The sequence below is a fragment of the Aeromicrobium flavum genome, from assembly GCF_007992115.1.
In the GTDB taxonomy this organism is placed as follows: Bacteria; Actinomycetota; Actinomycetes; order Propionibacteriales; family Nocardioidaceae; genus Aeromicrobium; species Aeromicrobium flavum.
This window is the reverse complement of sequence record NZ_BJZQ01000004.1, coordinates 94,615-112,709: the sequence shown is the minus strand read 5'-3', so window position 1 is coordinate 112,709 and position 18,095 is coordinate 94,615. Positions and strand designations below refer to the sequence as shown.

15 protein-coding genes, 1 tRNA gene and 1 other RNA gene are annotated in these 18,095 nt (G+C 66.4%); 9 read left to right on the top strand and 8 right to left on the bottom strand.

Annotated elements, in window-relative coordinates:
- The first annotated feature begins 1 nt into the window (after window position 1).
- The gene (locus AFL01nite_RS06135; protein WP_146826492.1) at window positions 2–1,102 is read left to right on the top strand and encodes an acyl-CoA dehydrogenase family protein; all 1,101 of its coding nucleotides are present in this window, start codon (window positions 2–4) and stop codon (window positions 1,100–1,102) included.
- Between the two features lie 171 nt (window positions 1,103–1,273).
- Here AFL01nite_RS06135 and lplAB read toward each other — a convergent pair whose 3' ends face one another.
- The 3 genes from lplAB to AFL01nite_RS06120 all read right to left on the bottom strand — a co-directional run bounded on the left by lplAB (window position 1,274) and on the right by AFL01nite_RS06120 (window position 4,083).
- On the bottom strand, window positions 1,274–2,323 hold the full coding sequence (lplAB, locus tag AFL01nite_RS06130) for a lipoate-protein ligase LplAB (protein WP_146826490.1): 1,050 nt from the start codon (window positions 2,321–2,323) through the stop codon (window positions 1,274–1,276).
- A gap of 67 nt (window positions 2,324–2,390) precedes the next feature.
- Window positions 2,391–2,606 (bottom strand): DUF6458 family protein, encoded by a 216-nt coding sequence (locus AFL01nite_RS06125; RefSeq protein WP_146826488.1) that lies wholly within the window; start codon window positions 2,604–2,606, stop codon window positions 2,391–2,393.
- Between the two features lie 412 nt (window positions 2,607–3,018).
- Complete coding sequence (locus tag AFL01nite_RS06120; RefSeq protein ID WP_181753365.1) at window positions 3,019–4,083, bottom strand: serine/threonine-protein kinase; 1,065 nt, start codon at window positions 4,081–4,083, stop codon at window positions 3,019–3,021.
- Between the two features lie 22 nt (window positions 4,084–4,105).
- Here AFL01nite_RS06120 and AFL01nite_RS06115 point away from each other — a divergent pair, with 22 nt between their 5' ends.
- The gene (locus AFL01nite_RS06115; protein WP_146826485.1) at window positions 4,106–4,558 is read left to right on the top strand and encodes a hypothetical protein; all 453 of its coding nucleotides are present in this window, start codon (window positions 4,106–4,108) and stop codon (window positions 4,556–4,558) included.
- A gap of 26 nt (window positions 4,559–4,584) precedes the next feature.
- On the opposite strand, the gene AFL01nite_RS06110 is transcribed toward AFL01nite_RS06115, so the two are convergent.
- On the bottom strand, window positions 4,585–4,872 hold the full coding sequence (locus AFL01nite_RS06110; protein WP_186813833.1) for a hypothetical protein: 288 nt from the start codon (window positions 4,870–4,872) through the stop codon (window positions 4,585–4,587).
- 233 nt (window positions 4,873–5,105) lie between these two features.
- On the opposite strand from AFL01nite_RS06110, the gene AFL01nite_RS06105 reads away from it, so the two are divergent.
- The 3 genes from AFL01nite_RS06105 (at window position 5,106) to mobF (ending at window position 12,036) form a co-directional block, all read left to right on the top strand.
- A complete protein-coding gene (locus AFL01nite_RS06105; RefSeq protein ID WP_146826481.1) occupies window positions 5,106–5,450 on the top strand; it encodes a hypothetical protein in 345 nt (114 codons plus the stop codon).
- A gap of 779 nt (window positions 5,451–6,229) precedes the next feature.
- Window positions 6,230–6,811, top strand: a complete 582-nt coding sequence (locus tag AFL01nite_RS06095; RefSeq protein WP_146826477.1) for a hypothetical protein — start codon at window positions 6,230–6,232, stop codon at window positions 6,809–6,811.
- A 1,802-nt stretch (window positions 6,812–8,613) separates the two neighbouring features.
- Window positions 8,614–12,036 (top strand): MobF family relaxase, encoded by a 3,423-nt coding sequence (mobF, locus tag AFL01nite_RS06090; protein WP_146826475.1) that lies wholly within the window; start codon window positions 8,614–8,616, stop codon window positions 12,034–12,036.
- Window positions 12,037–12,054: 18 nt separating this feature from the next.
- Here mobF and AFL01nite_RS06085 read toward each other — a convergent pair whose 3' ends face one another.
- Both AFL01nite_RS06085 and AFL01nite_RS06080 read right to left on the bottom strand, forming a co-directional pair.
- Window positions 12,055–13,272 (bottom strand): Fic family protein, encoded by a 1,218-nt coding sequence (locus tag AFL01nite_RS06085; protein WP_246119608.1) that lies wholly within the window; start codon window positions 13,270–13,272, stop codon window positions 12,055–12,057.
- A 191-nt stretch (window positions 13,273–13,463) separates the two neighbouring features.
- Window positions 13,464–13,673 (bottom strand): helix-turn-helix domain-containing protein, encoded by a 210-nt coding sequence (locus AFL01nite_RS06080; RefSeq protein ID WP_146826472.1) that lies wholly within the window; start codon window positions 13,671–13,673, stop codon window positions 13,464–13,466.
- A gap of 94 nt (window positions 13,674–13,767) precedes the next feature.
- Here AFL01nite_RS06080 and AFL01nite_RS06075 point away from each other — a divergent pair, with 94 nt between their 5' ends.
- From AFL01nite_RS06075 to AFL01nite_RS06065, 3 genes are all read left to right on the top strand, one after another.
- The gene (locus tag AFL01nite_RS06075; protein WP_146826470.1) at window positions 13,768–14,382 is read left to right on the top strand and encodes a helix-turn-helix domain-containing protein; all 615 of its coding nucleotides are present in this window, start codon (window positions 13,768–13,770) and stop codon (window positions 14,380–14,382) included.
- A complete protein-coding gene (locus AFL01nite_RS06070; protein WP_146826468.1) occupies window positions 14,379–15,644 on the top strand; it encodes a tyrosine-type recombinase/integrase in 1,266 nt (421 codons plus the stop codon). Before AFL01nite_RS06075 ends, AFL01nite_RS06070 begins: the two co-directional genes overlap by 4 nt.
- A gap of 140 nt (window positions 15,645–15,784) precedes the next feature.
- On the top strand, window positions 15,785–16,924 hold the full coding sequence (locus tag AFL01nite_RS06065) for a hypothetical protein (RefSeq protein WP_146826467.1): 1,140 nt from the start codon (window positions 15,785–15,787) through the stop codon (window positions 16,922–16,924).
- Window positions 16,925–17,031: 107 nt separating this feature from the next.
- Here the strand turns inward: AFL01nite_RS06065 and AFL01nite_RS06060 are convergent.
- Window positions 17,032–17,119: transfer RNA gene (locus tag AFL01nite_RS06060), tRNA-Ser, on the bottom strand.
- 105 nt (window positions 17,120–17,224) lie between these two features.
- On the opposite strand from AFL01nite_RS06060, the gene ffs reads away from it, so the two are divergent.
- Window positions 17,225–17,321, top strand: an RNA gene (gene ffs, locus AFL01nite_RS06055) — signal recognition particle sRNA small type.
- A gap of 3 nt (window positions 17,322–17,324) precedes the next feature.
- On the opposite strand, the gene AFL01nite_RS06050 is transcribed toward ffs, so the two are convergent.
- On the bottom strand, window positions 17,325–18,092 hold the full coding sequence (locus AFL01nite_RS06050; RefSeq protein ID WP_146826465.1) for a M14 family metallopeptidase: 768 nt from the start codon (window positions 18,090–18,092) through the stop codon (window positions 17,325–17,327).
- Window positions 18,093–18,095: the final 3 nt, after the last annotated feature.

Genomic DNA, 18,095 nt, shown 5'->3' with positions numbered 1-18,095 from the left:
CATGGACTTCACCATCGATTCCGAGCAGAAGGCTCTCGTCAAGGCCGTCCGCGGTCTGATCACCAACGTCTACGACTCGTCCGAGACCCGTCGTGAGATCACCAAGACCGATGCCGGCTTCGCCGCGTGGGAGCAGCTCGCCGAGATGGGCGTGCTGAGCCTGCCGTTCGAGGCCAGCGCCGTCGAGGTCTCGCTCGCCGCCGAGGAGCTGGGCAAGGTCATCGCGCCCGACCCGTTCGTCGAGGCGATCGTCCTGGCCGGCGGCCTGATCGACGCCCTGGGCACCGACGACCAGAAGAAGCAGTACGTCGACGCCGTCGCCGGCGGCGAGATCCTGCCGATCCTGGCGTGGCTGGAGCCGGGCAAGCGCTGGTCGGCCGAGGCGTCCTCGGTGACGTTCGCCGACGGCAAGCTCAACGGCGTCAAGGCCCCCGTCGTCCAGGCCGAGCGGGCCGACCTGCTGCTGGTCACCGCCGCGCTGCCCGAGGGCGGCACGGGCGTGTTTTTGGTCGAGGGCGCCACGGCGGTCGAGACCGTCGTCACCAACGACGGCGGCCGCGCGGCCACGGTCACCTTCGGCGACACCCCCGCGGTCCAGCTCGGCGAGGGCGGCGACCAGACCGGCGCGATCGAGGTCGCGCTCGACCGGGCCCGCATCGCGTACGCCCACGAGGCGCTCGGTGCCATGGAGACCGCGCTGACGACCACGGTCGCCTACCTCAAGACGCGCAAGCAGTTCGGCGTCACGCTCAACACGTTCCAGGCGCTCAACCACCGGGCCTCGGACATGTACGTGGCGCTCGAGCTCGCGCGCAGCACGATCACGTGGGCCACGATCGTGGCGGCCGACGAGGACACCACGCCGGCGCAGCTGGCCGCGGCGGCCTCGCACTCGGCGCTGCAGGTCAGCGTCGCGGGCCGTCACATCGGCCTGGACTCGATCCAGCTGCACGGCGGCATCGGCATGACCGCCGAGTACTCGGTCGGTCACTACGCCAGCCGCCTCATCGCGATCGAGCACCTGATCGGCGACGGCGAGTTCCACCGCGCCCGTCTCGCGGCGACCGTGGGCGACCACGACGTCTTCGACCCGATCGGCTGAGTCACCTCACGAACGAGACCCGCCACCCCCTCGGGGGTCGGCGGGTCTCGTTATCTCACCGTCCGGCCGCGGCTGGGTCCCCTCCCGCACTTTTGGAAACGGATCCACGCGATGTGTCTGTCGGAGGGTGGATCCGGTTCCAAAAGTGGGGGGGCTGGGACGCGGGCGTGCTCAGGGCACGCGGTGGGTCCACTCCGGGGTCGAGAACTTGGCGGCGACCAGCTCGCGCGCCTCGGCCAGCTCGGCCTCGGTGTAGTCGGACTCGTGGGTCGCGTAGCGACGGCGGAAGGTCTGCAGGAACGCGTCGATGATGGCGTCGCGGGACAGGCCGGTCTGCGAGCGCATGGGGTCGACGCGTTTGTTGGCCGAGCGGGTGCCCTTGTCGCTCATCTTCTCGCGGCCGATGCGCAGCACCTCGGTCATCTTGTCCGCGTCGATGTCGTACGCCATCGTCACGTGGTGCAGCACCGAGCCGCCGGCGAACCGCTTCTGTGCCGCGCCGCCGATCTTGCCGGCGTCGCTGGCGATGTCGTTGAGCGGCACGAAGTGCGCCTTGACCCCCACCTCGGCCAGCGCCTCGATCACCCAGTCGTCGAGGAACGAGTACGAGCGCTCGAAGCTGAGTCCCTCGACCAGGGAACCCGGCACGACGAGGGAGTAGGTGATGCAGTTGCCAGGCTCCATGAACATCGCACCGCCGCCGGAGACGCGGCGCACGACGTCGATGCCGTGCTGGGCGGCGCCGTCGGCGTCGATCTCGTTGACGTAGCTCTGGAACGAGCCGATCACGACCAGCGGACTGTCCCAGTCCCAGAAGCGGAACGTCGGCGGACGGGTGCCGTCGGCCACCTCGCGGCCGATCACCTCGTCGAGCGCGACGTGCATCGCGGGGTCCATCGTGACCGGACCGATGACGTCGAACGTGTGGTCGTGCCACCCGGTGGCCTTGCCGAGCGCGCGGCGGACAGCGATGCCGACGGCCTCGGGCGTGAAGCCGATGAAGGCGGTCTGGGAGTCGACGGCGCCCTCGATCGACGACGTCAGCTGTTCGACGGACGCGTCGACGGAGAGGCCGGTCAGGGCTGCGTTGACGTCGAGGAGAGCCTCTTCTGGCTCGAGAAAGAAATCCCCGGAGACACTGACCTGGCTCAGGCGTTCGTTCTCGACCTCGAGATCGACCGCGACCAGCTTGCCTCCGGGGACCTTGTATTCACCGCGCATGTCCGGGTCAACGCCAGCCGGTGTCAGATGCTTCCGACGGGCGCCGACCCGGGCGTGCCGTGACGACTCAGCGAGCCGGCGGGATGTCGTCGCGACGGGTGTCGCGGACGGCGGCGTCGCCGCGACGGCTGTTGACGATCAGGCTCAGCACGATGCCGAGCGCGCCGGCCGCCATGCAGATGTAGCCGACCATGGTCAGGTCGACGCCGTTGATGGCGTCGGTCACCGCGAACGCGAGAATCGCGCCGATCGCGATGAGAGCAATGGATCCACCGAAGTACATGTCAGGTCCCTTCCCTCGATGAGGGCCGACGCGGATGCGACGACCGTTTCGGTCGGGAATGACGGTGCCATGGATCGGCAGTGTCCGCATTATGAGCAGCGGGCCGGCGAGGCCCCGAGAACGACAGAACCGACCCTCGGAGATCCGGGGGTCGGCTCTGGCTGGCGGAGGATAGGGGATTCGAACTGTTCATCGCGGGGTTGCGCGAAGAATCGAAGCATGACGACAACGCCCAGAAACGGAGGGAAAAGAGCTCGCTGCCGCAACGGAGAGATTCATCTGGATTCGTAGATCTACACCGTCGGTAGCACCTGAGTTAGCACATGGGAGCGAAGCGGAAGCCTGCGCCGCAGCGAGGGAATGCGGCGGGCCCGGAGCCCGACTCTTGGCGATGCACGATGCGTCCAGCGGATCAGCGCAGCTTATCGAAGATTCTCCGGAGGTGGACAGTCGTAGCCGAAGAGTTCAGACCGCTGCGGCAGAGGGTGTTCGCGCGCCGGCCGCTCGAACGCCGCACCAACACGTCCCACTTTCGACCAGACGGGTCGACGCAGACGTAAATCATCTGAGCATCGTGCCTACGAACGGCCGTCCAACAGCGGTCGTGCCCCACGTGGTCCAAGTGCGCAGCCGACGAAGGTTCAACTCGCCAGATGTCCGCGTGGGCAGTTGCGTGCTTGGCGAGCGCAGCGCTGAATTCTGCGACCGTTCCGTACCGGTCCGCTGGCTTGGGCGCAGTGGCTTTCCGTACCACCTGCGCGAGGCCGAGGCTGACGTGAGGAGCAACGTCTCGCACATCTGGCATCCCGGCTGTGACGGCTTCCCTAAGAGCTTTGAAGTCACCCAGGGCGGCCAACGAGAACGGCAGCGACCCGGTCAGCATCGCGTAGAGGGAGAGGCCGGCGCTGTAAATGTCCGAACTTCTCGTGCACGAACCGCCCTTCAGGACCTCCAGTGCTCTGATGTCCGGGTCGCCGTGCGGGTTGCCGGTATCGTCGGGTGCCATTAGTGCCGCACAGCCGAAGTCTCCCAGCTGGGCGTCGCCTGTCCCTCCGATGAAGATGTTCGCCGGCTTCACGTCGCGGTGAAGAATCCTCCGATCGTGGCACAGTTGCAGGCCTCGCAACGTGCCTCGGATCAGGTGCACTGCCCGGGCAGGCGCCATCCCGAGCGGCTTCATCTCATCGGCAGCGGTACCTCTGGTAGCTAGCGCTGATGCAATGTACGGAACGTCGATCGCGAGGTCGGCGTTGCTGACCCGCAGGATGTTGGGACTCTCAAGCTCGGTGAGGCGTCGAGCTTCTTGCCAAGCGTCGTCCGGCTGGGTGCTCGAGAGGATCTTCAGAGCGACCACTTGGTCTCGGTGCCGGTCCTTGGCGCGCCAGACCTCGCCGTAGGCGCCGTCTCCGAGACGCGCTTCGATCAGGTACCTGCCGGCGAACAGGTCCCCCACCACGGCCGTACTGACGGAGTTCACTCCGGAAGAGTACGGTGCCGGAATGGCGCTTGTGGTCGGAGTCACCGTAAGAATCAAGCACGGTTGTCCCGTGCTGCGCGGAGTGGTTATCGACGAGGCTGACCAGATGGCGGTCTCGAGGCGCTTCGAGTACGCGACAACTGCCGGGACGGAACCCGAGGTTCAGTTGCTCGATCTTGTGCAGGCGTTGTCCTCGCAACTTCAGGTACACCCCATCCGTGCTGCCGCGTTGATGGAGGCCGGGTTCGCGGCACGCGCCGGTCTGACGAAGGAAACGAAGCTACGGCTACGCGGTGAGGGTGCAGCAGTCGGTGTGTTGCGTGGGGCAACACACCTCGTCACGTTGGGCGACAAGCGTGTGCTCGGAAATGTGGTTGGCCTGAGAGGCCCCGAGTTGATTATGAAGGGCAAGGCACTGGCGGGCGCGGCTGATGCGGACGCCGCTGGGGCTGCCTTCGTTGCTTGTGCCCTCTGAACTCCCCGGATCGTGGAGACCGGGCCCTACGCCGCAACGTACACGGCGTCTGCCGCTGCGAGCCCGAACGCCTCAACGAGTCCGAGCTCGTTTGTCCCCAGGACAGGAAAGAGAATGACGACACCCACCCAAGTCGCGCCAGCTTCGAGCGCTCGTTCGATAGCGGCTCGGACCTGGTGTCCCGAGACCGCAACCGTCTCGACGAGTAGTAGTTTGTCGACTTCTCCTGCCCAGAGATGGTCCATCGAGACAAGTTGAAGGTCTGGGTTCAGAAGCGTTGCGGCTGCGAGAGGACCGGCAGCGTGCTGTGACACGGACGCGACGCTGGAGCATCCGAGGCTTATCGCGGCGTCTGCGATCCTTTGAGAGGCGTCGCGTAGGCCGTCAGGGGTGGCGAGGTAGCGAAGGTGTCCCTGCCCCTCGAGCACCCGGCCGGCAAGGGACCGGGGGGGCACGATCGTGCGCGCGGCAGAATGAAGCAAGGTCATCTTGGCCTCTTTCGTGGCGTGTAACGCGTGACGTAGTTCGCGTCACCTACACTATTGTGATGCAGGGGCAGTTCGCTGATGCTAGGAGCGTGTCTGCCGCGTTGTTCAACAACGCGGCGTTCTCGGAGGTGCTGGCGTCTGCCCACATCTTGCTTGCAGCCCCCGACGGAACGGTGACGACGAGGCAGGTGGCTGCCGCGATCGGCCGTTCCGACAGCGTCGTGCGGCCGGTTTTGCTCCGTCTTGTTGCGGCCGGCTTGCTCGTCGATGAGGGCTCGAAAGCAGGTCGTGGACCCCGCCCCTTCGCCCGGGGTCGCCCAGAATTGTGGAAAGAGCTTCTCAGAGTGGTCTCGGTCGTGTCCGGTGCACCGGTTGACCTGCTCGACGTTGCCCCGTCCCCGTAACTTCGTCTGAGGAGAGTCACACCCGATCCGCTGGCTGTCACCCACAAGCCAAGTAGTCACGCTGGCGGTCTACGACGGTGCCTGCGCGCGCGCCTGCTTCGCCAGAGCGTGTTGACGTATGTTCGTGGACCCTTCATCTGCATCTGAGCCATCTGGGTGCTGATGTTGAACGTAGCGGCCACCGTGGCGTTGTCGGCCCGGCGGAACGCGAGCTTCTTGCAGGCGGCCTTCGGTGCTAGAAGTTTGGCCGGACATAAAGAGGGCCAGCTTCTCTACGGTCGTGCTGCACAGCCTGTCGTGGTCTGAAGCAGAGGACTCCCTCGGGGAAGACAGCGAGTGGTGGCTCATCTCGTGCGCCACGCTCGATCGTCGTCGGACGGTATGGTGGCTGTCGTTCTCGACAATGATCCGGCTTCGACCGACAGGGATCAGGGCGGCGGACCCCCGCATAGACTTGTGGTCTGGAAGTGCTCAATGGTCGCGTCGGGGCCGTTCGTCCTCGACAAGGGCGGTGATTGGGTACACCGGGATGCCCCCACTTGCCCGCGAGGAGGCAGGGGTCCAAGGGTCCATCAATCCGAAGCCAAGGGCTTGGCGCTCTTCCGCGGCGATCTAGGCCATCTCCTTCTGGTCCGTTTCGGGTTCATCGTTCCCGATGTTCAACGAGGTCACCATTCTCGTGAACGCCGCGGTGTCTGGGGTGTGCCCGCCAGGACCTCGATTGACAAGGCGTTTGCGGCGGAGCATGGTTACGCGCGTATCCACAAGGGAGAAAGTTCATGAAGCGATTCGTAGTGCTGGCGTCGATTGCGCCCTTATTGCTGATCCCCGCCGGCGCTGTCGCGCTGCCGAGCGGGTTGCCTTCACCAGATGACTCGGTGACCGAGCTGGAAGCGAAGGACGACACCGTCGTTACCTCCATCCCAGACGGAGTCAGCCTCGACGACATCCGGACCGCGGAGAACACAGAAAAACTGACCACAGCGCTGCACGACATCCTCGGATACGAAGCATCGCTGCAAGCAGGCAGCGACCCCTCCACCGTGGTCCTCAACTGGAAGGGCGAAGTTCCTGCGGAACTCGCTGAACTACAGCAGAACCCTCCCGCCGGGACCGAACTGATCATCCGCAAGTCCAAGTACTCAGAAGATGAACTGAGAAAGGCTGGAGCCGCCCTCCTGCTCAACGCGCGGGCCAAGAGTGGTGAGCCCTTGATCGCGTACGTCACGCCCGCCGAAGACTTCAGCGGCCTCAAGGCAAGCGTTCGCGGCGAGGCCGACGACACGCGGTCAACCAACGAGCTGGAGGCTGACTTGGAACGGATCGCGGGGACTCCCGTCACGGCCGCCAAGCGTCAGTAACCGGCCTCGCCCGGCAGAACGACAGCTCCCCTTGGTTCGGAGCTGGAATTATGCGCAAAGACAGTACGAACTCGACTTGCTCTCTGGGAGTCGCCGCAGTGACTCCGGGTGGATACGGTCGGCTGATCTCTGCTGCTCACTGTGACCCAGGCGGCAACGCCGCATGGCGGACCGCGGCAGGCACCCTGATTACGTCAGGAGGCACCAACGTCACGGTACGTCACCCCTCTATCGACGCCATGCGAATCGATCCAGAGGGCGGAACCAGCCCCAAGGTCTGGTCCGGCGGCTACGGGAGTTCGAGTTCGCGATGGGTTACCGGCGCGGGAGGAAGTGCCGCCGGGGATGCGCTCTGCACTGGAGGCGCAAACTCCGGGGACCACTGCAACGCGCTAGTGACTGAGATGGGAGCCCAGATTCTGTGCCCTGGAGACTCGTCGAGCATCTGTAACGGCCACATCGTGAAGCGTTCCGACATTCCGCAACCAGCACGCACGGAGACAGCGGCGGACCCGTCTATAGGGTCCGAGCAGACGGCTCGGCCGGAGTCCGAGGCATCATCTCGGCAGGCATCTACGACGTTGCGGCAGACAGGGTTTCATGCCCGTCGACCGCCTTCAGCCCAGGTGGGAACTGCTGGCGACGCACCTTCTTCATTCCGATCCGGAATATCACGGACTACTGGACCGACTTGGAAGTCGAACTGCACTAGCCGGGCAGCCCCGAAGAACGAAGAACACTCCCAAACTCTCACGGCGTTCGGGAGTGTTCTTCGTTTACGGCACGAGCTCGGCACGGGCGACCCTTTCGAGCTGCGCTCCTGGCCTTCCATCGTTTGTCGGCCGGCGGGCAGCGTGTGGTCGAGCGCCACTTGACGAGGCTCGCTCGACTGCCGGCACCGGTTGAGGCCGAGCTCGTGGATCACCGCGACCTGGTGGAGTCTGCTTCGTCCCAGATTGCGAATTTTAGATGCGAGAACTCGCGTCTCTGGGTGATCGCGTCAGGCTGCTGGTCGTGGTCGACGAAGCCGCAATCTCGCGCCAGAGAACATGCGGGTTTCGTGAGATCCGGATCGATTGGTTAGTCCTGGCTCGCTTCGTGAACCGGCTCGCTCAAGGTGAACGTGTCAATCCGCGTCTTGCCATCCTCGGCGTAGACGGGGAACAGTCTTGGGACTGTTCTCTACGTACTCCGAGGGTCCCGGGTCGTCGGGCCCCAAGTCGGCGGGCGGCTCGGCAAACACCAAGTCGGATTCCGTGTAACCGAATCCTCCGTGGTCTCCGTGCACGCTCACCAGATACGGAACCGCGGCCTTCAGATCATCGGCAAGTGGTCCGTATGTACGACCATCAGGGGTCACCCCAGAGGCGGCGACGTAGGCGGTCGGTTCGGCCGGAGGAGGTTACTCATCGCCCCAAGCGGAGCCCGCCAAAGTGGTCACCCCGGCAGCGACGACGAAGGTCCCGGCGGCGGCAGCAAGCAACTCCTTCATGTTCGTCATCTCCCCGACGGCCATCGACAAGAGGCGACCAGCGGGTTCTGCGGAGAACGTTGATATCGGGTGGCGGTGGTCCGTGACCATCACTTGCGCCCGCTCGTCAAACCAGCCACACCTTGCCGTCCTGGGAATTTATGAGGAGCTCCAGGTCGGACTTATCAGCTGCGACGCCATCGACGGAGCCAACGCCACCGCCGTTACTACGTCGATCGCGTCAACCGCCTCGAAATTCGCTTCTCGACTCGAATGGACGTATGCTACCGTGGTAGATACACATTTTGCGATACTAGAAACGCAGCGGAGCATGCACGGCGGAGTGATCTTGTTTCGAGGTAGCGGCGCTGACGCGCGCCGCTATGTCGAGGCTGAGCGCTCACGGGCCGATGACTACTACTTGGGTGCTGACGGTTCGGTGGCTTCGTTCACCACGCTGGACGGCGCGGGCGCGGTGGTTGCTTCGCGGGATCTGGATCCCGCCACCTACGCGGGGTGGGTCGACTGGACCAATCCGATGACGTCGCGGTCGATGGGTGTTCCACGTCTGTCCGGGGATGGTCGCCGCGGCTCACCGCGGTTCGCCGAGATGGTGGTCAACGCTCCGAAGAGCCTGTCGATCGCAGCCGCCCTGTATCCGGACGTCTCGGAAGCGCTGGGCACCGCGCAGCAGGACGCGGTGGCGCAGATCCAGCACTGGCTGGCCCGCCACTCGGTCACTCGCGTGGGCCCTCGGGGACGTCAGGAGGTCGTGCCGGTCGAGCGATTGCAGACCGTCGCGGTGGCGCACCGGACCTCACGCGCCGGTGATCCCCACCGCCACGTCCATCTCCAGATCGGCACTCGCGTGTGGGCTGCCGGTCAGTGGCGTGGCCTGGACACCGCGGCGTTGTTCAAGCAGCAAGGAGCGATCCGGGCACTCGGGACGGACGTGTTGGCCGCGCATCCGGAGCTCGCGGCCGTGCTGGACCGCCGGGGTCTGACCCTGGACCCGGTCTCGGGTGAAGTCGTCGAGTTGGAGCCGTTCAATCGCGCCATGAGCAAGCGCGCCGAACAGGTGTGCCGCAATCTGGAACGGCTTGAGGATGGGTGGCAGGACGACCACCCCGGCGAAGCGATCGGCCCGGCGGTGGCGGTGCGCCTGCGTGCCCGGGCGTGGGCGCTTGATCGTCCGGCGAAGAAGCCCACGACGCTGCGCGAGGAGTCTGCCTGGGTCGCCGAACTGCGCGCGGCAGGCTGCGACCCCGATGCCCTGGTGCAGCAGCGACGGCTGGCGGCGGCTTCGCTCGACGAATTGTCGGCGCAACAGGTCGCCTCGCGAGCCTTGAACCGCTGCGCCGCCACCGCATCGGCGTGGACCACCCACACCATCGGCGAGCAGGTGGCACGGGTCGTGAACGAGTCAGGGGTGCGGGCCGCCCCGGCTGACCTGCGCGAGTTCATCGAGCTCGCGACCGCCCTGGCAGCAAGCGACTGCTTCTCGATCCTGCCGCCCGAGGCGCCCATGCCGGAGCACGTCGCGCACTGGACCTCGCTCGCGGTCGTCGCTGACGAGACTCGGCTGCGGGACCTGCTGACAGCGCGCGTCGCCGACCACTCGGTAGAGCTCCCCGACGCCACCGTCCATGCCGCATCGCTGCGGCAGGAACTGGACGCCGATCAGGTGCGGGCAGCGGCAGTAGTCGCCTCGACTGATCCCCTGGTGATCGTCGAGGGCGCTGCCGGTGCCGGGAAGACGACCATGCTCGCGACGGCCATCGAGGCGATCAGGGCCGAGGGCGGGCGAGTGCGGGTGGTCGCACCGACCAAGGTCGCCGCCGAGGTCGCGCACCGTGAGCTGGGCATCGAAGCCGAGTCGGTCGCGGCCTTGGTCCACGCCCACGGCTGGCGCTGGAACGCCGACGGCGTCTGGACCCGCCTCGCAGTCGGCGAGCCCGACCCGCAGACGGGAGTGCCGTACGCCGGCATCCCACTTCACGCCGCGGTGCAGGCCGGGGAGAGGATCGTCGTCGACGAGGCCGGGATGTTGGACCAGCGGACCGCCATCGCGCTGCTGACCGTGGCCAACGAGGCCGGTGCGAAGATCGCGCTGGTCGGTGATCGCGCGCAGCTGCCCGCCGTCGGACGTGGAGGCGTGCTCAACATCGCCGCCGAGTTGCGCGGCCGGACGATCGACATGGCACAGGTCCATCGGTTCACCGACCCCGAGTACGCCACCCTGACCGTCCGGATGCGCGACGGTCGCGACCCCGGCGCGGTGTTCGACGAGCTCCACCGACTCGGGCTGATCCGTCTGCACGCCGACGCCGACGCGGCACACGATCTGGTCGCCTCGCAGGCCCGAGATGGTGAGTCGATCACGGTGGCGTCCAACGACGAAGCACGGCAGCTCAACGAGGCCATCCGTGAGCGCGGCGTTGCAGCGGGACTGGTCGACGACACACGCATCGCGGTGGGAAACGACGGTTTGCCGATCGGGGTTGGCGACCTGCTCCAGACCCGCCGGAACGACCCAGCGATCTCTGTCGCAAACCGCCAGATGTGGCGCGTGCAGTACGTCAACGACGACGGCGCCGTCTGGGTGCGACCGGCAGAACCGGGCGGAGGAATCCAGCGCACGGTGCCGCTGCCGGCCGCCTATGTGCGCGAGCACACACACCTGGCGTACGCCTGCACCGCGTATGGCGTCCAAGGCATCACCGCGACCGGGTCGCACACGATCGTGAGCGACGGTCTCAACGCCTCGAGTGTGTACGTCGGTATGACCCGAGGACGCGGGAACAACTTGCTGCATCTTGTCGCCTCCGACCTAACCGACGCCCGCGACCAGTTCATCGATGCCGCGCAGCGCGACCGCGCCGACCGAGGGCTGGCTCACGCCACCGCGTTGGCGGCCGAAGCCGTCGCAGGTCTGGTCGACCGTGGCCCGGTCGCGATCGTCAACGCCGAACGGAGCCGGCTCGCCGCGCTGGTCGACCACGCCGCCGACCAGGTCCAGTGGTGGAAGCAGGTCGACATCGTCCTGGCCGAGCAAGGCAGCGAGCACCAGGCGGAGATCGAGCATCGCCACGCCGAGGTCGACGCCGCCCAAGCGCGAGTGACGAGCACGGAGTCGGAGGTGTCGGCCCCGCTGATCGAGCAGGCCGTCATCGACGGCACGGAGTACCTCGACGCACGAGAACGGCTGTGGACCGCATCAGCCGCCCAACGCGCCACCCGTGGTTGGGCACGCCGAACGGCCGCCCGCGCCGTCGAGGACGCGTCGGCTCAATGCGCCAGTATCCAGGAACACGGACGGCACCGGTGGGGGCGGCTGCCCGACCACCGCGAATCCGTCCCGAGCTGGGCTCACGAAGCAGCCGCTCGGGTCGCCGACTCCGACCCGCGAGTGGTTCGCGCACGACAGCAGTTTGCCGCGGCGTGGCAAGCGCTGGGAGCGACGCTCGCCACGCAGGAGGACGAACGTGCCGCGCTGCGACTCCGCCTGTTCGGCGCTGCGGGTCGCCCGATCAGGCCCGCCGAGCAGATCTCGTGGTGGCAGCGACACATCGACGCAGCGCGCCGTGACCTCGCGACCATCGCCGCGGTCAGGGTGGCGGATGCGGCCGACTACATCGCCGAACGGGCCGGCGCGCGGCACGAGGTCGAGGAGCGTGCCCGCGTCGTTCGTGCCCGCGAGTCGGACCGCGGCCACTCCCGCTATCCGTCGCCGGATCGAGGTCCTTCGCTGTAGGTGCGCCTGGCCCGAGCTTCAGGGGCCTTGGATGCCGGGATCGGTCCGTTGGGCCGACCGGGGTCGATCGAACGCATTGATCTGGGGTGCCGCCGAGCCACGACGGGGCCGGCGATCGCGTGTGTCGGCACCGCCGACGCGGTTGCTCCGTTCAGTGAGGGTGACCAGGGCCAGATGCCGGTCGGCTGTCCAGCACACCAGACGCCCTCGGTCGGTCGTCCGGCCCAGGATCTGTGCCTCGGCGAGTTCGGTCAGCGCTCGGTGGGCCGCCGCCGGCGACACGTTCAACTTGGTGCTGACCGACTCGGCCGTCATCACCGGCTCTGCGGCCAGCGACTCCAGGATCCGCCACACTGCCGCGTCGCGACGGGGCACTGCCGGACTTCGGCCGCGGTCGCGGCGGAAGGACACCAACTCGTCGCGGAGTTGTTCATCGAGGGCGGTGATGCTCTCGGCCAGTCGCACGGCATTGCCGGTGGCGCGCTCGGTAGCGAGGGCGAACCCGGTCACCCATGCATCCAGTTGGGGTGGATCGGATCGGTATCCGGTCAGGCCGGCGATGTAGCTGTCCGTGTCGCCGGCGAGCACGGTGCTGATCGGGATGAGGGTGTGCCGGACCGCGTCGGCGCGACGCAACACCGTGTGGATCAGCGCACGTCCGGTGCGGCCGTTGCCGTCGACGAAAGGGTGGATCGTCTCGAACTGCGCGTGCGCGATGGCTGCGCGCACCACCGGATTGCCCGCTGTCGCTGTGAGGAAGCGCGCCAGGTCGGCGACGAGGCGCGGCACCTCGCTCTCGGGAGGCGGGACGAAGTCGGCACGCAACGGAGACCACCCGGCACCGCCGACCCAGTTCTGCTCGTGGCGGAGACCCCGGTCGAGGCGCGGCTCGATGAGGTGTTGCAGCGTCACGATGTCTTCGGTCGTGATCGGGTGGTCCCGCTCCGCGAGATCCGCGATGGCCGACTCCGTGGCCCGCACGTTGGCCACCACGTCGAGGGCCTGCCGGGGGCCGTGATGCAGCAGCTCGGCGATCGCCAGTCTCTTCGGGGTGACCCGGTTTCCCTCGATCCACGACGACGAGATGGACTCGGAGCGGATCAGCAGGTGGTTCAGGTAGCCGCCGCCCGCCCCGATCCGCTCGTCGGCGCGCGCCAACACGGCCAGCGCGTCCTCCGCGGCCTCCTGCGCCTCGGCTCCGAGGATCGGGAGGTGATCCCCCAGCTCGTCCGGCACGTACGCCAGGAAGCGCCCAGGGGTGCGGTCCTTGCGGCTCAGTCCACCGGCGTCATCGGGTCGCCACAGACGCTCGATGTACTCACCCATCAGCGTTGCCTCTCATGACCACATTTCTACTTTAAGGCATCTAAGCGAGAAATGCGGCAGAGCCGCTCACCTTTATGTTCAGCCGAACCGCGCAGGTTGAGTCACGCGTCCTTCGGGTCGAACAGCCGCAGGAACTTCTCGCGTGGAATGACGACTCGCCTGCCGAGTCGGACCGAGGGGATACTGCCGTTCTCGATCCCCACGGTCACGGTGCGCGGGTCGACGCCGAGCGCCGCCGCTGCTTCCACTCGCGTGATGACCAGGCTGCGAGAACTGCGGATCTGGTCGATCGTCACCGTGCTCGGCTGCATGCCTGCCCCCGCCTCATCTGACTCCAGTAATGGAGTCCTTCGAATCTAGGCGCCTCGAGTTGCTGTGTCAAGTATCGCGTTGTATGGTTCTTATATGAAACAGCGGCAACGTGGGAACCCAGCCGGCAACACCAATGCCCACGTGGCGGCCAACCTCCGACGTGCACGTCAGAGCGCGGGCTTGGACCTGCGCGAACTTGCGTCACGGGTCCAACGAGCGGGCCGCGCCATCTCTCACTCCGCGATCAGCAAGATCGAGAACGAAGAGCGCCGTGTCGACGTCGACGATCTTGTTGTGTTCGCCTACGTCTTGGACACGACACCGGCGGCGCTCCTTACCCCGCCCGAGGATGCCCCGGCGCCGACGGGTCTGCCGGACGGGGACTATCTCGACGAGGAGATCTGGGCATGGATGCGCGATCTCAGCCCGCTCATCGCGGGTAGACTCGTGTGGTTCTGGTACGGGCAGGCGGAGTCGACACGACGCCGCATTGAGCTCAACAAGAATCTGGTCGAGATGCACGTGGCCAAGGGCCAGGATGAGGGCATCACCACGGCTGCTGAGTACGAGGCGCGGATTGCCAAGGACGAAGATCGACTGCTCTTCATCAAGGCCCGAATCGTTGCGCTCGATCCCGCCGCCGCCGATCGCATTGTGCAGGAAGACCCGAGCCGCTGGGGGCCCGCCCCAAGCACGGACACACCATGACCCAGTCAACGTCCACCCGAGGTGACGAACAGGCGTCGGCGAACCGCCAGCGCCGATCCCGGTCTCGCCACGCCGGGTCGATCACCGCCTACGACACCCGCCAGGGCCGACGGTGGCGGTTCCAGATCTACGTCCCCAAGGACCCCGAACAGCCGGAACTCGGTGACACGCGGCTGACCCGTGGTGGCTTCAAGAACCTGGAGGAGGCGCAGGACGCCTTGGCCGCTGCGCTGAAGAAGCGAGCCCAGAACGAGCGGTTCCAAGGGAGGGTGCCAACTCTCGGCAGCTTCGCCACGTCGTGGTGTGCGTCCCTGCGGCTCGAAGCCTCGACGATGCTGGGCTACGAGAAGATCATCCGCAACCACATCGTCCCGGCGCTCGGCGACATCCGGCTCGACCACCTGACCGCCACCAGAATCGGGCGGCACTACCGAGAACTGGAGGCCTCTGGCCGGCGGGACAAGCGGGGATACGGCACACCGCTGGCGGCCAACACGGTCAACAAGGTCCACGTCGTCCTCGGGGCGATCCTCGACGCAGCCGTGGACGAAGGAATCATCGCGATCAACCCGGCCCGAAAGAAGCGCACGGTCAACGCCCCGCGCGCCTCACAGATCCGGGCTCAGCGCCCCGAGATTCTTACTTGGACGGGCGTCGAGCTCCATGCGTTCCTGCGGTGGAATCGGGACGTGTTCGACGACGACCTCTTCCCGCTGTGGCACGCCATCGCCTACACCGGAGTTCGCCGCGGCGAGGCACTCGCGCTGCGTTGGGCGGACCTGAACTTCGCGACCGGCCGGCTCGCGATCAGGCGCGCTGCGGACGTCACGGTGCGCAACAAGGCGAAGACGACGAAAACCGGCTCGGCGCGCGTGATCGACCTCGATTCCGAGACGCTGGCCGTGCTCAAGTCGTACAAGACCACGCGCGGAACCATCTCCCTCGACCTCGCGCGGGCCGACGCCTACGTGTTCGGCAACGACGCGGGCGAGATCCGGTCGCCCAACGAGATCAGCCGGCGTTGGAGGTACCGCGTCCGGAGAGCGCAGGACGACCTCATCGACCTGCCGGCGCTGACCCTCAAGGGCCTGCGGCACACGCACGCGACCCTGCTGCTTGAACTGGGAGAACATCCCAAGGTCGTCCAAGAACGACTCGGACACTCGACGATCACGACGACGATGAACATCTACAGCCACGTGACCCCGACGATGCAGAAGGCTGCGGCGGATCGCTTTGCGGCGCACCTTGAGGGCTCATAGTTGCTACGCGCAAGTCGAGAGTTCAGCCGGCGATTCGCCGCCCGCCGACGGTGACTTGAACCGAGGGAGACTTGGAAACTGGCGCACGTTCTGGGACATAGAACCAATCGTGGGAGTGCAACCGGCGCTAGCCTTCGGGGATGAATTCGTACGGCCCCGAGTTCCACTTAACTTGGCCTCGCGAGGTATTCGCTGCGGAGTCCCGAGCGATCGCGTCGATCGCCGGTTACGAAACGGCTGGAGCGATCCTGCTGGAGGACGCCTTCGATGGTCCGGAGCCCAAGCAGGAGTTCGAGCGTCGGTTACGGAGCACTGGCTGGGGTGGGGCCCCGAAGGACCGTACCTACTTGACTCAACTGGCGAACGACGTCGACCAGTTCCCGACGGAGCGAGCGCGCTATTGGAACGCGCGGACCCGGCCGGATGCCCCTGCGGCCATGCTGTCCATGCTCGAAGTGCAACGGGAGTGGGCTGCGGAGATGTTCGAATTCCAGAGGCTCGGATTCCTCTCCAGAGTGGCGCCGAAGGAGTGCGTGGACGGCGAGCCGGTACCGCCGCCTGACCGCAAGATCGAGTCAGAGGTGTTGAGGCGGGCGGGTCTTCGGATTGCGTGGCCCCTTACGTCAGAGTCGCCCTTGGGTGTCGACGACTTCTACACACTTGTCGAGGTCATTCACGACCTGGTTGCGCGTCCCCGGTTGAGATACGACCACACCTACGGCAACTGCGGCTGGCATTTCGATGACTACGTCCCGGGAGTTGGTCAGGGGATTTACCGCTGGAAGACCAACGCCCTGTTCGCGCAGGGCGACCTTGGGCTAGCGCTGGCGGATTCAGGCGAAGACAGGGGGCGACTGGTCCGCGCTCCAGGGGATGACCGAGACGAACTTGTGTTGCGGACTCTGGAGCGAGTTTCTGCCAATGCGAACCAGCACGACGATGACGCCGCGGAAGTCCGACACGCCATCGCGCAATTCCGCGCTCGTGGCGCATCCCGGCTCGACAAGAGGGCGGCTTGTGTGTCGCTGTCTGGAGTGCTTGAGCGGAGGCGCCAGCACCTGAAGGACAACCTCCTCAAGAAGGACGAGGGAGCGCTCTTCCAGATCGCCAACGAGTTCGCAATTCGCCATCAACGCGCCGACCAGAAGGCGGACTACGCGGACGACTACCTCGATTGGGTGTTCTGGGTGTACCTGTCGACCATCGAACTGACGGACCGGATTGTCGAGTCGCAGCGGAAAGTCGCGACGCCTGTCAAGGCTGAAGAGCCACCGTTCTGACTCGTTCCGGGCGTATCTCAGAGGCTCTTAGCACTTATCTCAGCACATGAAGCAGGTGAGCGCCCCGACCCGGGAGATGTCTTCGCAGGTCAGAGGCGCTCAACCACTGGCGGAGGATAGGGGATTCGAACCCCTGAGAGCTTTCACTCAACCCGCTTTCCAAGCGAGCGCACTAGGCCACTATGCGAATCCTCCGCGAGGGAGTCTACGTGGCACCCGCGGAGCCGGGCCAATCGGGATCGGATCGCGTCGCTGGCGGAGGTCGGCTCCCCGTGTCACCGGCGGGCCCGTATATTGGTGTCCAGCCCCTCGCGTGGCGGCACATCACCCAACTCCCCCAGGGCAGGAATGCAGCAAGGGTCAGTGGTCCCTGTCGGGTACGCGAGGGGTCCTCTCATTCCTAGGGGTGTACGCGCGCCGCGCGCATGAGGCCGCGGCTGGCTCCCTTGACGGACGCGCTCGACGGCTTCTTGCCGAACTCCACCGTGATCGCCGTGCCGCGCTTGCCGTGGTAGCGGTTGTACCACCCGGTCATCGTCGGCGAGGTGCCCTTGCCCTGGGCGACCCCGAAGTACTTGCGCTTGAGCTTGAGCTCCTTGGCGAGGCGCTTCTCGAACGCCACGTCCTTGCCGGACTTGCCGATGCCCTTCAGCGGCTGGTGCAGCGAGGTGATGTAGCGCGGCTGGTGCTTCTTGAGGAACTTCATCATCACGCGCGTCTCGCGCTCACTGGCCTTCTTGGAGCCGCCGTAGGTGCGCGAGCCCTTGGTGCCCTTGATCCAGCCGCTGGTGGGCCAGTTGCGGTTCAGGTCGACGCCGCGGGCGTTGGTGCGCCGGCCCTTCGCCGCGCCGTCGGGGTTCATCGTCGGGATGATCCAGAGCCCGGTGCCCCGCTTGGGCTTCACCCGCTTGACGGCGTGCTGGGCCGTCTTGCGGCCCGCGGGCTCGTCGCCGTGCATCTGGCCGACGATGAGCAGCGTGCGCTTCGCGTTCGGGTCGCCGCGGAACCAGGCGACGATCTTGCGCCCCTCGTGGCTGGTGCCGATGACGACCTTCTTCTTCACGTAGGTCGTCTCGGCGGCCTGCGCCGGCACGCCGGCCAGCGTCGGCGCGACCAACCCGGCGGACAGGACGAGTGCCGTCCCGGTCCTCAGGACTCGTGCGTGCATGGG

What these genes read in the sequence shown, in the direction of transcription:
- AFL01nite_RS06050 (WP_146826465.1), bottom strand. Translation starts at nt 18,092, where the DNA reads ATGCACGCACGAGTCCTGAGGACCGGGACGGCACTCGTCCTGTCCGCC.
- AFL01nite_RS06065 (WP_146826467.1), top strand. Translation starts at nt 15,785, where the DNA reads ATGAATTCGTACGGCCCCGAGTTCCACTTAACTTGGCCTCGCGAGGTA.
- mobF (WP_146826475.1), top strand. Translation starts at nt 8,614, where the DNA reads ATGCACGGCGGAGTGATCTTGTTTCGAGGTAGCGGCGCTGACGCGCGC.
- AFL01nite_RS06080 (WP_146826472.1), bottom strand. Translation starts at nt 13,673, where the DNA reads ATGCAGCCGAGCACGGTGACGATCGACCAGATCCGCAGTTCTCGCAGC.
- lplAB (WP_146826490.1), bottom strand. Translation starts at nt 2,323, where the DNA reads ATGCGCGGTGAATACAAGGTCCCCGGAGGCAAGCTGGTCGCGGTCGAT.
- AFL01nite_RS06105 (WP_146826481.1), top strand. Translation starts at nt 5,106, where the DNA reads ATGCAGGGGCAGTTCGCTGATGCTAGGAGCGTGTCTGCCGCGTTGTTC.
- AFL01nite_RS06095 (WP_146826477.1), top strand. Translation starts at nt 6,230, where the DNA reads ATGAAGCGATTCGTAGTGCTGGCGTCGATTGCGCCCTTATTGCTGATC.
- AFL01nite_RS06125 (WP_146826488.1), bottom strand. Translation starts at nt 2,606, where the DNA reads ATGTACTTCGGTGGATCCATTGCTCTCATCGCGATCGGCGCGATTCTC.
- AFL01nite_RS06075 (WP_146826470.1), top strand. Translation starts at nt 13,768, where the DNA reads ATGAAACAGCGGCAACGTGGGAACCCAGCCGGCAACACCAATGCCCAC.
- AFL01nite_RS06070 (WP_146826468.1), top strand. Translation starts at nt 14,379, where the DNA reads ATGACCCAGTCAACGTCCACCCGAGGTGACGAACAGGCGTCGGCGAAC.
- AFL01nite_RS06115 (WP_146826485.1), top strand. Translation starts at nt 4,106, where the DNA reads ATGGCGCTTGTGGTCGGAGTCACCGTAAGAATCAAGCACGGTTGTCCC.
- AFL01nite_RS06135 (WP_146826492.1), top strand. Translation starts at nt 2, where the DNA reads ATGGACTTCACCATCGATTCCGAGCAGAAGGCTCTCGTCAAGGCCGTC.